Source organism: Bacillus cereus group sp. N12 (assembly GCF_016483575.1).
Taxonomy (GTDB): domain Bacteria; phylum Bacillota; class Bacilli; order Bacillales; family Bacillaceae_G; genus Bacillus_A; species Bacillus_A toyonensis.
This window is the reverse complement of the sequence record NZ_JAEHBO010000102.1, coordinates 1-14,430: the sequence shown is the minus strand read 5'-3', so window position 1 is coordinate 14,430 and position 14,430 is coordinate 1. Positions and strand designations below refer to the sequence as shown.

The window sequence follows — 14,430 nt, the reverse complement described above, 5'->3', positions numbered from 1 at the left end:
ATCCAAGACCGCGCGCTTCCAGATGCGCGTGACGGTTTAAAGCCAGTACAAAGACGTATATTATATTCTATGTATGTAGAAGGAAACGTACATGATAAAGCGTTTCGTAAATCAGCTAAAACAGTTGGTAACGTTATTGGTAATTACCATCCACATGGTGATTCTTCTGTATATGAGGCGATGGTACGTTTAAGTCAAACTTGGAAAGTACGTAATGTTTTAGTTGAAATGCATGGTAATAATGGTAGTGTTGATGGTGATCCAGCAGCGGCAATGCGTTATACAGAAGCTCGTTTATCACCAATCGCATCTGAATTATTACGTGATCTTGATAAAGAAACAGTTGAATTCGTGTCAAACTTTGATGATACGAGTGAAGAACCGGTTGTATTACCAGCAGCGTTCCCGAATTTATTAGTAAACGGATCTACAGGAATTTCCGCTGGTTATGCAACAGAAATTCCTCCGCATCATCTTGGAGAAGTTATTGACGCTACAATGATGCGTATTGATAAGCCAAATAGTACTGTTGATGATTTATTAACAGTTATGAAAGGACCAGATTTCCCAACAGGCGGTATTATTCAAGGGATTGATGGTATTAAAAAGGCGTATGAAACAGGAAAAGGTAAAATTATTATTCGCGGAAAAGCAGAAATTGAAACAGTGCGCGGTGGGAAACAACAAATTGTAATCACTGAAATTCCTTACGAAGTGAATAAGGCAAACCTTGTAAAGAAAATGGATGAATTACGTCTAGATAAAAAGTTAGATGGCATTGCTGAAGTACGTGATGAGACAGATCGTACTGGTTTACGAATCGTTGTTGAATTAAAGAAAGAAGTAAACGCCGAAGGTATTTTAAATTATTTATATAAAAATACAGATTTACAAATTCCATATAACTTTAATATGGTAGCGATCAATAATCGCCGTCCAACACTTATGACATTACCGAAAATTTTGGATGCTTATATTGGACATCAAAAAGAGGTTATTACGAGACGTTCGCAATATGAATTAAGAAAAGCAGAAAATCGTCAACATATTGTAGAAGGTTTAAAGAAAGCATTATCGATTTTAGACCAAGTAATCGAGACAATTCGAGCTTCAAAAGATAAACGTAATGCGAAAGATAATTTAAGTGCAAAATTTGGCTTTACAGAAGCACAAGCAGAAGCAATTGTATCCTTGCAATTATATCGCTTAACGAATACAGACATTACGGCGTTACAAGAAGAAGCCGATGAGCTTAATAAGAAAATTCTAGAGCTACAGTCAATTTTACAAAGTGAAAAAAGATTACTTCAAGTCATTAAAACTGATTTGAAGAGAGTGAAGAAAACATATAGTGATGATCGTCGCGCTATTATTGAAGAACAAATTGAAGAAATTAAAATAGACGTAGAAGTGATGATTCCACAAGAAGATGTCATCGTTACTGTAACGAAAGAAGGATATGTGAAACGTACTGGATGGCGCTCACATAATGCATCAAACGGCAAAGACTTCGGTATGAAAGAGGGTGACATCTTACTTGAACGATTCGATACGAATACGACTGAAACAGTTCTTTTATTCACAAGTAAAGGAAACTATATATATCTTCCAGTATACGAAATGCCAGATATTCGTTGGAAAGATTTAGGTCAGCACGTTGCAAATATCGTTTCACTCGACCGAGATGAAACAATCATTTGGGCAACGGTTGTACCGAACTTTGAGGAAGAAAAACGATTTATCGTATTTGTAACGCGAAATGGTATGATAAAGAAAACAGAATTAAATCAATATAAAGTTCAGCGTTATTCAAGGGCATTCGTTGCTGTAAACTTGAAAAAAGATGATGAAGTTGTTGATATATTTGCGACAGATGGAACGAGTGATATCGTTCTTGCGACACATGGTGCATATGCACTGATTTTCCATGAAGATGAAGTAAGTCCAGTTGGTGTAAGAGCTGCTGGTGTAAAAGCGATTAATTTAAAAGAAGATGACTATGTCGCTTCTGGTAAACCGTTAAATGGTGACAAAGATCAACTTATTCTCGTAACGCAACGCGGTGCTATAAAGCGTTTAAAAGCATCAGAAATTGAAAAGTCAACGAGAGCGAAGCGAGGTCTTGTTATTTTCAAAGAGTTAAAACGTAATCCATACCGTATTGTAGGTATTGAAATTGTACGAGACGATGAACTAGTTTACATGAAGACAGAGAAAAATATTGTAGAAGAGGTTGATCCGAAAGCGTATCGAAACAAAGACCGGTATAGTAATGGTAGTTTAGTACTAGATGTTAATGATACTGGTGAAGTAGTAGAAACGTGGACGAAGAAAAGACCGGAATAAAGGAAGCATCTTGCTATGAATAATAGCGAGATGCTTTTTTCTAAGCGAATTATTATGTATATGAAAATAATCTTGTTATAATAGTGAAATGAAATCGTTCTCATAAAGTGAAACTTTAATCAGTGGGGGGCTTTATTCCCTACTGATTATTAGTTGAACTAATCGGGCTTTTACGGACAGTAAGGCCCTCACCTAACTTCTTAGTTTTCGCTGAATTTTGAGGAGGGATCTTACTGTCCGTTAGTGCGGGATAATTGGAGGGGCAACATGAAAAAAATAGGTGTAGGGATTGTAGGATTTGGATTTTCTAGTACAACATTTCACATCCCGCTATTACAAACGATAGAAGAATATGATATTCGAGCTATTTTATCTTCAAAAGAAGAAGTAGTGAAACAAACTTTACCAAATGCTGCTGTTGTTGACACAATTGATGAATTAGTAAAGCGATCTGATATTGAACTAGTTGTCATTACTTCACCGAATACAACTCATTTTCTATATGTAAAAGAAGCGATTTTACATGGTAAGCATGTTGTAGTGGAAAAACCATTTGTTGTTTCAATTGAAGAAGGGGAAGAACTTATCTCATTAGCAAAGCAGCATAATGTGATGTTAAGTGTATATCATAATCGTCGTTTTGATAATGATTTCCTAACAATTAAGAAATTGTTAGAAGAAAATAGAATAGGAAATGTATACGCATATGAAGCGCATTTTGATCGTTTCCGTCCACATGTACGCGATCGATGGAGAGAAAAGAATTTACCAGGTTCAGGTATATTATATGATTTAGGATCGCATTTAATTGACCAAGCGCTATCATTATTCGGAAAACCAGATGCGATAAGCGCAGATGTAATAAAACAAAGGCCAGGTGCGGAGATTGATGACTATTTCCACGTAGTACTTCATTATGGAGTTAAGCGTGTCATTTTACGTAGTAGCAGTTACGTGAAACAAGCAGGACCGCATTTTACATTACATGGGGACAAAGGTTCTATCGTGAAATACGGTATGGATTCGCAGGAAGAACAATTAAAAAATGGAATGAAGCCAGGCGATATAGGTTATGGAGTAGATGCTGAAGAGAATTTTGCTACTTTAGAAACAGAAGAAACTTTAAATCGTATTTCAACAGAAGTCGGTTGCTATGACATGTACTATAAAGGTGTAAGAGATAGTATATTAAATGGTGAGAAACTACCTGTAACAGCGCAAGATGGTTTAAATGTTATTAAACTAATTCAATTAGCGGTTGAAAGTAGTGAAACGGGTAGAGTCATTTCGGTAAAATAAAAAAGACACGAATTTCGTGTCTTTTTTATTTTGTTGGAACAGAAAGGCCGTAAAAGAACATCGTAACGATATCTTGTATATGTTTTTCTCGATCTCCTTCAAGAAGCTGTGCCCCGAAATCATCACCTAACTTAGTAAACATTTGAATGTAAAGTAACATCATTTCTTTCGTAAGGTGTGGATTAATTTCGTTTTTGCGCTGAGCTCGTTCTAATATTTCTAAATACCAGGGAAGGATTTTTTCATTTTGATAACTATAAATAAACTTACGGAGTTCTTCGTCCCTTTGCATCATTTGTAGTAACATATCAGGTTGAAATAACCCGCCAGTATTCATTTTTCTTACAATCATTTTTTGCATCATATCATGAAAAGGTAATTTTTCTTCTGCAAGCCCTTTATAATATTGAAATTCAGATATGATAAATTCTTGTATAAGCTCCCTAAATAACGCATCTTTACTTCCGAAATGATTATAAATTGTAACTTGAGAAACGTTTGCTTCTTTTGCAATATGTTCTATTTTTACTTCATTAAATCCACGTTCTGAAAATAATACGAAGGCCGCCTCTTTAATGGCGCGTTTTTTCTTTTCTTTCACTTTTTCAAAGCCGTTCAATGTAATCACCTCACTTAAAATATACAAGAAAAAATAATGGAAAACAATATTTTTGAAATATGGACTAATGAATATTTCAAAAAGTTGTTGCGAATATGAAAGATGAGGAGTACAATAATTTTGAAATATCATATATTAAATATTTCAAAAAATGAGGTGGACTTATGATTTCAGTTCAAGATGTTACAAAACAGTTTTCGAATGGAAAAGGTTTGTTTCATATTACATTTGATGTAAAAGAGGGAGAAGTATTTGGTTATTTAGGACCGAATGGTGCCGGAAAATCAACGACAATTCGTAATTTAATGGGATTTATAAAACCGACAGCTGGTAAAGCGACAATTTTTGGATTAGATTGTTGGAATGAAGCAGCGAAAATTCAAAGGGAAGTTGGTTATTTACCGGGTGAAATTTCTTTTATTGAAGGAATGAACGGATTAGAGTTTTTAAAATTAATGCAAGGAATGCGTGGATTAAAGGATACGAAAAGACGAGATGAACTGATAGATCGTCTGCAATTTGATGTGAAAACACCGATTCGCAAAATGTCTAAAGGAATGAAGCAAAAAGTAGGGATAGTCGCTGCATTTATGCACGATCCAGAGGTGTTAATTTTAGATGAACCAACATCTGGACTTGATCCACTGATGCAGCAAGTATTTATAGAACTAATAGTAGAGGAAAAACAAAGAGGAAAAACGATTCTTATGTCTTCACATATTTTTACTGAAATTGAGAGAACTTGTGACAGAGTAGCTATTATTAAAGATGGTCGACTCGTAACAGTTGAAAATATTCATGATTTACAAAGTATGAGACGACAGGTAATAGATGTAACTGTATCATCGCAAGAAGAAATTGAATCTCTTACAAAGTGTAATTTGCAATTTGAAGCGGTAAAAGGCAGAGAGGCATCTATTATTGTACAAGGAAACTATCAAACTGTTTTACAAACACTTTCAAACTATAATGTAACGGCACTTCAAACGAGAGCGATGGATTTAGAACATTTATTTATGCATTATTACGATAAGAAAGAAGGGGTAACGCATGAATAAGCAATTGTTTTTAGCTAGTTTGAAAGAAACACAAAAAAGTATTTTTAGTTATGCGATTGGTGCGGCTCTCTATTTATGGTTATTAATTTGGATATTCCCATCAATGGTATCAGCGAAAGGGTTAAATGAATTAATAAGTGCTATGCCTGATAGTGTGAAAAAAATTGTTGGTATGGAAAGTCCGATTCAAAACGTAATGGATTTTTTAGCTGGGGAGTATTACAGTCTATTGTTTATTATCATTTTAACAATTTTTTGCGTAACAGTTGCGACACATTTAATTGCGCGTCATGTAGATAAAGGAGCGATGGCATACTTGCTAGCAACGCCTGTATCCAGAGTGAAAATTGCCATTACGCAAGCTACTGTTCTCATATTGGGGCTACTTATCATTGTAATTGTCACGTATGTAGCAGGTATAGTAGGAGCAGAATGGTTTTTAAAAGATAATAATTTAAATAAAGAATTATTTTTGAAGATTAATGTAGTCGGAGGGCTCATATTTTTAGTCGTTAGTGCGTATTCATTTTTCTTTTCTTGTATATGTAATGATGAAAGAAAGGCACTTAGTTATTCAGCAAGTTTAACTATATTATTTTTCGTACTAGATATGGTAGGGAAATTAAGTGATAAGTTAGAGTGGATGAAAAGCCTATCTTTATTTACGCTGTTTCGTCCGAAAGAAATTGCTGAAGGAACATATAATATATGGCCGGTAAGTTTAGGTTTAACCGTTGGGGCAGTTTGCATCTTTTTGTTAGCAATAGTTATGTTTAGAAAGAGAGATTTACCGTTATAAAGTAGCAAGTCCACTGTGAAAGTGGACTTTTTTGTTTGTAAATTTGAACCGATATGTTCATTGTGTGCCACCATAAAAAGGATATTTATCTTTTTATTTACAAAAATATTCAAAAAAATGAACCTTTTTATAGGCTACGCAGTCTAATACGTGTAAAGTTAAATTTGAAGTGAGGATGAAACAGGAGGAGCAATTGTGAAAGTAATCCCTTTATATAAAATGATTGTAAAAGAAGAAACGGATGTTTCCTTAGCGAAAAAAGGTGATCATGAAGCCTTTATGGCGCTTATACATACGGAGAAAGTGAAGATGTATCGCATTGCAAAGGCGATGTTACATGATGAGACAAACATAGAGGATGCGATACAGACAACAATTTTAAAAGCTTATGAAAATATAAAAAAACTAAAAAAAGAAGCGTTTTTTCAAACTTGGTTAATTCGAATTTTAATAAATGAGTGTAACAATATAATTAAGTCATATAAAAAACTAATTATAATCGAGGATCATGATAGTAGTATGATAGCGTTCGACCGATATAAAGATATTGATCTTTGTAATGCCATTCAGTCTTTAACGGAAGAATTAAGAGCTGTAACTGTACTTTATTATTATGAAGATATGAATCAAGAGAGTATTGCGTCCCTTTTAGAAATTCCAAAAGGGACGGTTAAGTCAAGGCTGTCACGTGCAAGGGAACTATTAGAAGAGCGATTAAAGATGGAATAGGGGGTGTATAGAATGGATAGTGAAAAATCATTTGATGAGAAATTAAAAAAGAGAATAAAAGATGAAAATGTTATTTTACCGCCAAAGTTAAATGGAAAGATTAATGATACACTGCATGATCTTCCAGTAAAAAAGAAGAGTTACAGAGTTCATATGATGGTAATTAGTGCCGCGGTTCTAGCGCTTTCTATTGTTTCTATGTCTGAATTTTCTATACAAAGCTTTGCACAAAATGGTGGAGTATTTGAATATGTGAAGAAAAAGGCGTTTTCTGATTATGAAAATGAAGAAGAAATAAAATTGAATGTAAATTATCCAGATAAGGAAAAAATTCATATAAAGATGTTGGATTCAATTGATCATTTTAAAAATATTTCAGGACAATTTGAGGAATATTCTAGCTCTACAAGAATGGCTACAACATACAAGTATGCGATTGATACGGAGAAACAAAGAGGCATTGCATCTCAAGAAGATAAACGATTGAAAAAAAGAACGATTATATATAACGAGGGTAGAAAAAAAGAGTTTGATGATGAGAACTATACATATAAAGAGACAAAATGGAGCCCAGAGGAAAGAAATAATGAACTATTAAAACTAAATCCTACGGAAAGATTGTTGAGAAAATCAGGTGAGAGGAAACGGTATGATGGCGAATATGTGGGATTGGCTAAGCATAGTATTCAATCAGAATTCGCAGATTTGTTAATTCGATATAAAGATTGGAATTATAAAGAAACGAAATATCTAGGACTCGATTGTTACAAAATTGAAGGGGTAATTAATATAGAGATGCCTATTAGCGCCTCTGAAGATGTAAGAGGGAAATTTGAAATGGTTGTGGAGAAAAACACAGGGGTTATGTTAAAGTTTCTTAGTTTTCATGAAGGTATGATTCAATATTCAGTTACTACCGAATGGATACAAATAGATAAAGGGCTGAAAGAAAGTATGTTTCAAAAGGATAGCACGAAATATGAAAAAATGAAAAATATATTGGATGAATAGAAACAGGAGGAGAATAAATGGGGAATCATTCGTCTTCAAGAGAAGAGAAAAATAAGCGGAAATATAAAAAGACAACGATAATAAGTTTACTACTAGGAGTATTACTATTTGGCGGGGTTGGATATGGCACCTATGTATATATGAAAACTTCTAATCTTGTACAAAAATCTAATTTGAATTTAGCGCGTGGTGAAAAATCAAATTTACGTGAGAAAGCAGTAAAACCAATTGCAAACAATGTTTCACTTTTAATTATGGGCATTGATGAAAATCAAGAACGTCAAAAGGAGTATAGTGGTGCATTTCATACAGATGCGTTATTGCTGGCAACTTTTAATAAAGATGATAAGACAGTGAAATTAACAAGTATACCACGTGATACGTATACATATGTCCCGATTGAAAAGAAAAAGGATAAAATAACGCATGCATATGGAAGAGGGCTTGTTAAAAATGGTAAAGATGGAGGGCCACAAGCATCTGTTGAAGCAGTAGAAAAATTGTTACAAGTCCCCGTTGATTATTTTGTGAAGTTTAATTTTAGCTCATTTATTAAAATTGTTGATGGATTAGATGGTATTGAAATAGATGTCCCAGTTGAATTTACAGAACAAAATAGTAAAGATGAACCTGATGCGATTCATTTGAAAAAAGGACTACAAAAATTAACGGGAGAAGAAGCACTTGCGCTGACAAGAACGCGTCATATTGACAGTGATGCAATGAGAGGGCAACGTCAACAACTTGTTATTGAAGCGATGTTAAATAAATTAAAAAGCGCAGGTTCGATTACAAAACTAGAGAAAATGGTTGAGGCGGTTGATGGTGATTTTAAAACAAATTTAGCCATGGATGATATTTTATCTTTTTATAAATATGGTTTAAATGGTTCAGTTGAAAAGACTCAATTAGCTGGTGATGATCTTTATTTACCTAATGGCCCAAATGGACAACGTGTCTATTACTATAATCCTAATAAAAAAGACCTACAAAGTTTGAGTGATACTCTTAGAACACATCTAGGATTAAGTGCGAAGCAGATTGAGGAAAATTAAAGCAGACGAAATGTCTGCTTTTTTATTAGCATCTACTCTATCTGCAATGAATGTTATCTCATTAGAAGGGTTAGCGCTACTACTTTGGGTAGATCGTTTCATGTCAGAAGCACGTGCTATCTCGTTAATTTAATTGGTAACGGTATTGCGACTGTAGTTGTTGCAAAAAGTGAAAGTGAGTTTGATGATGAGAAGTATAAGAGAGTGGTAGAGGAAATGAAAAGAGAAAAAATTGCCGGGTAAAAAAAGTCAGTTTAGCTGACTTTTTTATTTTTGTAGAAAAGATGTTTTTAGATATATGCATTATTTATTAGCAATAATTAACAAGTATTCAAGCGGTAAATGAGATGAAAGTGATTAAATCAACGAATGTGTATAAATGAGAAATAAGGTTTGAACAACATATGGCATTTTTATGAATATTACTGTAAAAAAATAATTTTTTAAAAATTTTCAATAATAATACTTTACAAAATTTAAAAAATTAGTAGAATAAGAAGTAGTAAGAATCGTCTGATAAATATATAGAGAAAAACAGAATTATCAGAAAATTATTTAATAGCTATCGTTAAGAATTAGGGAGGGTACAAAATGAAAAAGAAACAAATGAAAAAACTAACAGCAGTTGTAGCACCGGTTTTAGCAATGAGCATGGCGTTAACAGCATGTTCTACATCAGGTGGAGATAAGAAGACAAGCACAGATTCTAGCTCTAGTGGAGATAGTAAATCAGAAGGAAAACTAGCAGCGAAACAAGTGCTAAATCGTACAGTAACGCAAGAGATTCCAACGATGGATTCTTCAAAATCAACAGATACAGTATCTTCACAAATGCTAGGGAATACAATGGAAGGGTTATATCGTCTTGATAAAGATAATAAGCCTATTCCAGCTGCTGCAGAATCTAGTACGAAAAGTGAAGATGGTAAAAAATATACATTTAAACTACGTAAAGATGCAAAATGGTCAAATGGTGATCCAGTAACTGCGAAAGATTTCGTATATGCTTGGCAACGTCTATTAGATCCAAAAACAGCTGCTGAGTATGCATTTATCGCATTCCCGATTAAAAATGCAGAAGTGGTTAATAAAGGAGAAAAACCTGTAACTGAATTAGGAGTGAAAGCGGTAGATGATCTTACGCTTGAAGTTGAATTAGAGCAAGCGGTGCCGTACTTCTTAAACTTAGTAGCATTCCCATCATACTATCCATTAAACGAAAAGTTCGTAAAAGAAAAAGGCGAGAAATTCGGTTTAGAGTCTGATACAACAGTTTATAATGGACCATTCGTTCTTAAAGATTGGAAGCATGAACAAGGATGGCAATTAAAGAAAAATGATCAATATTGGGATAAAAAGACTGTAAAACTTGAAGAAGTTAACTTCAGTGTTGTTAAAGAGGCTGCGACTTTAGTCAATTTATATGACAGCGGTCAAGTTGACTTTGCATTATTAAATGGAGAGTTCGTTGATAAATACAGAAGTAAGAAAGGTGAATTCGGAACATATTCACAAGTGAGCACGTATTTCATTCGTATGAACCAAAAACGTGATGGACAAGATACACCATTAAAGAGTAAAAAATTACGTGAAGCAATTGCGCTATCAGTTGATAAAAAGAATTTAGCAAACGTAATTTTAAATGATGGATCAAAAGAAGCGGACTTCTTAGTGCCAAAAGGTTTAGCAACTGGACCGGACGGTAAAGATTTCCAAGAAACGTTTAAAAATGGTTTAAAACCAAATGCTAAAAAAGCTGCTGCAGCTTGGGAAGAAGCGAAAAAAGAGCTAGGTAAAGACCAAGTTACAATTGAATTCTTAAACTATGATACTGGTAATGCGAAAAAAGTTGGAGAATATATTAAGGACCAGATTGAGAAAAACTTAAAAGGTGTAACAGTTAATATTAAACTTCAACCATTTAAGCAAAAACTAAAATTAGAAACTGAGCAACAATATGATATTTCGTATGGCGGATGGAATCCAGATTATGCAGATCCAATGACGTTCTTAGATATGTTTGAGACTGGACATTCTCATAACCAAATGAGCTTCTCTGACCCTAAATATGACGGCATGGTGAAAAAAGCTGGAACGGAATTAATGAGCGATGCGAAGAAACGTTGGGAAGAGTTAGGAAAAGCTGAAAAAACGTTACTCGAAGAAGATGTAGCGATTGTACCTTTATATCAACGTGGAGATTCTTATGTTTTACAACCAAATGTAAAAGGTGTAGTAAAACATAATATTAGTCCAGAATTTAGCTTTAAATGGGCATATGTAACTGAAAAATAAAAGAGTTGAAAAAGCATTTCAAAGTAGCTTAGCTACCTTGAAATGCTTTTTTGTATATTGGAAATTAAAATGTAAATTTGTAGTATAGCAAAATAGAGAAGAATAAGGAGTAAAGTATGTACATATGGTAGATGGGGGATAAATCATACTAAATTACGAAGTTTAAAATCAGAATATTTAAAATAAAACTATTTACAAATGTGAAAAAAAGAGTAGAATAACATTAGTTGTAATTTTCTGAAAAATATTTAACAAGGAGTCTCTCAAGGTTGGTAATGTACATATAATTAGGGAGGGTTAAAAAATGAAGAGAAAAAAAATGAAAAAATTAACAGCAGTTGTAGTACCAGTTTTAGCGATGAGTGTTGCATTGACAGCGTGCTCTAGTTCAGGTGGAGAAAAGAAAACGACTACTACATCTAATAGTGGAGAAGAAAAAACATCTGATATTAAATATGCAGCGAAGCAAGTATTGAATCGTACGGAAAATCAAGAAATTCCGACGATGGATACTTCTAAATCTACTGATACGTTAGGGGCACAAATTTTAGGAAACACGATGGAAGGCCTATATCGTCTTGATAAAGATAATAAGCCAATTCCTGCTGCGGCAGAATCTAGTACGAAAAGTGAAGATGGTAAAAAGTATACGTTTAAACTGCGAAAAGATGCAAAATGGTCGAATGGAGATCCTGTAACAGCGAAAGATTTCGTTTTCGCATGGCAGCGCTTACTTGATAAGAATACTGCGGCAGAATATGCATTTATTGCTTACTATATTAAAAATGCAGAAGCGATTAATAAAGGTGAAAAACCTATAACTGAATTAGGAGCGAAGGCGGTAGATGATTACACGCTAGAAGTAGAATTAGAAAAACCGGTACCGTATTTCTTAAATTTATTAGCATTCCCATCATACTATCCATTAAATGAAAAATTCGTAAAAGAAAAAGGCGATAAGTACGGTTTAGAAGCAGATACAACTGTATATAACGGGCCATTTGTTATGTCTTCATGGAAACATGAACAAGGTTGGCAGCTGAAGAAAAATGATAAGTACTGGGATAAAAAGACTGTGAAATTAGAAGAAATTAATTATAGTGTTGTAAAAGAAGTAGCTACAAAAGTAAATTTATATGATACAGGATCAATTGACTTTACATTACTATCAGGAGAATTTGTAGATAAATATAAATCGAATAAAGATGAGTACGGTGAGTATGCAGAATCAAGTACATTCTTCTTACGTTTAAATCAAAAACGTAACGGACAAGATACGCCATTAAAGAGCAAAAAGCTTCGTGAAGCAATTGCATTATCAGTCGATAAAAAAGGATTGGCGAATGTAATTTTAAATAATGGATCAAAAGCAACGGATCAATTGGTTCCGAAAGGGCTTGCGACAGGACCTGATGGAAAAGATTATCAAGATACATTTAAAAATGGTCTGAAATATGATCCGAAAAAAGGTGCAGCAGCTTGGGAAGAAGCGAAAAAAGAACTTGGAAAAGATCAAGTTACAATTGAATTACTAAGCTATGATGATGGAACTGCGAAAAAGATTGCTGATTATGTTAAAGATCAAATTGAGAAAAATTTAAAAGGTGTAACGATTAATACGAAAATTCAGCCGTTCAAACAAAAATTAAAATTAGAGACTGCACAAGATTATGAAATCTCTTATGCAGGTTGGAGTCCAGATTATGCGGATCCAATGACATTTATTGATATGTTTGAATCGAAGAGCCCGTATAACCAAATGAGTTATTCAAATCCAAAATACGATGAAATGGTAGGAAAAGCAGGTAATGAATTAATGAGTGATGCGAAAAAACGCTGGGAAACGTTAGGGAAAGCTGAAAAATTATTCCTTGAAGAAGATGCAGGATTAGTTCCTTTATATCAAACAGGAAGATCGTACGTAATGAAACCGCATGTAAAAGGAATCGTGAAACATAACATCAGTCCAGAATATAGCTTTAAGTGGGCGTATGTAACTGAGGATGGCGGAAAAAAATAAAGTGAAAGCATTTCAAAAGTGGCTGAGCTGCTTTTGAAATGCTTTTTAGTATGTATAAGGGAAATATATCTCGTTAGCCTATTGAGAAACGGGTAGGGAATTAGGAAGATTCTATCGGAGGACATTAGAGAGAGTTCAGTAAGTAGTAAGACAGATGAATGATAGTAAGAGATCTCATGCTAATAAGAAAAATATAGAACGTAGTAATAGAGTGGAATAAGGGGAGGGATGTTTACATATAGTAGACGGGGGATAATTCATAAAGTAGTTAAAACAACAAGTTACTATCACAAAAAAATAAATATTTAGAAAATTTACAAAAATACTTTACAAAACTCAGAAAAATAGTAGAATATTAATTAATAAGAATTTTCTGATAACGAAAGTTAATAGAGAATTTCTAAATGTTAATATCGTACATATAATTGGGGAGGGTACAAGAAAATGAAGAGAAAAAAGATGAAAAAATTGACAGCGGTCGTAGCACCAGTTTTAGTAATGAGTATGGCATTAACAGCTTGCTCTGGATCAGGGGAAAAAGATAAGGCAAGCACAACACCAAAAAGCGGTGAAAAAGAAGGCGGAAAATTAGCAGCGAAGCAAGTGTTGAATTTAACAGAGAGCCAAGAGATTCCATCTATGGATTCTGTTAAAGCGACAGACCAAGTATCGTTTCTTGCTTTAAACAACGTAATGGAAGGTTTATATCGACTGGATAAAGATAATAAAGCAACACCAGGGGTTGCTGAATCATATAAAAAGAGTGATGATGGTAAGAAGTATACATTTACATTAAATAAAAATGCAAAATGGTCAAATGGAGAGCCTGTAACAGCGAAAGATTTCGTATTTTCTTGGAAACGTGCTGTAGATAAAAATACAGCAGCGGAATATGCATACATTATGTTCGATGTAAAAAATGCAAAAGCAATTAATGAAGGAAAAGCAGCGCTTGATACGTTAGGTGTAAAAGCTGTAGATGACTATACGTTAGAAGTAGAATTAGAAAATGCAGTTCCTTACTTTGTTGAATTAACTTCATTCGGAACATTCTATCCACAAAATGAAAAATTCGTAAATGAAAAAGGTGCAAAATTCGGTTTAGAAGCAGATACAACATTATACAACGGACCATTTACATTAACAGACTGGAAACATGAAGAAGGTTGGAAATTAAAGAAAAACGCACAGTACTGGGA

General features: G+C 33.8%; 11 protein-coding genes and 1 pseudogene. 11 read left to right on the top strand and 1 reads right to left on the bottom strand.

Translation table 11 applies throughout. From position 1 onward, the window contains the following. Together parC and JDS92_RS27005 are read left to right on the top strand one after the other, a co-directional pair. On the top strand, nt 1-2,346 hold a 2,346-nt coding region (gene parC / locus JDS92_RS27010), incomplete at its 5' end, for a DNA topoisomerase IV subunit A (protein ID WP_199632817.1). Between the two features lie 267 nt (nt 2,347-2,613). After that, nucleotides 2,614-3,645, top strand: a complete 1,032-nt coding sequence (locus tag JDS92_RS27005) for an oxidoreductase (protein ID WP_097958408.1) — start codon at nt 2,614-2,616, stop codon at nt 3,643-3,645. A gap of 25 nt (nt 3,646-3,670) precedes the next feature. Here JDS92_RS27005 and JDS92_RS27000 read toward each other — a convergent pair whose 3' ends face one another. After that, complete coding sequence (locus JDS92_RS27000) at nt 3,671-4,264, bottom strand: TetR/AcrR family transcriptional regulator (RefSeq protein WP_001013009.1); 594 nt, start codon at nt 4,262-4,264, stop codon at nt 3,671-3,673. Nucleotides 4,265-4,428: 164 nt separating this feature from the next. Here JDS92_RS27000 and JDS92_RS26995 point away from each other — a divergent pair, with 164 nt between their 5' ends. The 9 genes and pseudogenes from JDS92_RS26995 to JDS92_RS26955 form a co-directional block, all read left to right on the top strand. Next, entirely contained in the window at nt 4,429-5,322 is an 894-nt protein-coding gene (locus JDS92_RS26995; protein WP_070173608.1) for an ABC transporter ATP-binding protein, read from the top strand. Next, nucleotides 5,315-6,121, top strand: a complete 807-nt coding sequence (locus JDS92_RS26990; protein ID WP_001041420.1) for an ABC transporter permease subunit — start codon at nt 5,315-5,317, stop codon at nt 6,119-6,121. Before JDS92_RS26995 ends, JDS92_RS26990 begins: the two co-directional genes overlap by 8 nt. 195 nt (nt 6,122-6,316) lie before the next feature. Beyond that, the gene (locus JDS92_RS26985) at nt 6,317-6,850 is read left to right on the top strand and encodes an RNA polymerase sigma factor (protein ID WP_199632816.1); all 534 of its coding nucleotides are present in this window, start codon (nt 6,317-6,319) and stop codon (nt 6,848-6,850) included. 12 nt (nt 6,851-6,862) lie between these two features. Next, a complete protein-coding gene (locus JDS92_RS26980) occupies nt 6,863-7,861 on the top strand; it encodes an anti-sigma factor (RefSeq protein WP_097958405.1) in 999 nt (332 codons plus the stop codon). A gap of 17 nt (nt 7,862-7,878) precedes the next feature. After that, the gene (locus tag JDS92_RS26975; RefSeq protein ID WP_199632815.1) at nt 7,879-8,916 is read left to right on the top strand and encodes an LCP family protein; all 1,038 of its coding nucleotides are present in this window, start codon (nt 7,879-7,881) and stop codon (nt 8,914-8,916) included. A gap of 22 nt (nt 8,917-8,938) precedes the next feature. After that, nucleotides 8,939-9,159, top strand: a pseudogene (locus JDS92_RS26970) (C4-dicarboxylate ABC transporter); the annotation flags it as partial. A gap of 348 nt (nt 9,160-9,507) precedes the next feature. Next, entirely contained in the window at nt 9,508-11,211 is a 1,704-nt protein-coding gene (locus JDS92_RS26965; protein WP_070173604.1) for a peptide ABC transporter substrate-binding protein, read from the top strand. Nucleotides 11,212-11,515: 304 nt separating this feature from the next. Beyond that, the gene (locus JDS92_RS26960; protein ID WP_141555910.1) at nt 11,516-13,231 is read left to right on the top strand and encodes a peptide ABC transporter substrate-binding protein; all 1,716 of its coding nucleotides are present in this window, start codon (nt 11,516-11,518) and stop codon (nt 13,229-13,231) included. A gap of 444 nt (nt 13,232-13,675) precedes the next feature. Beyond that, nucleotides 13,676-14,430, top strand: a 755-nt coding sequence (locus JDS92_RS26955) for a peptide ABC transporter substrate-binding protein (protein ID WP_199632814.1), incomplete at its 3' end; no start/stop codon positions are given.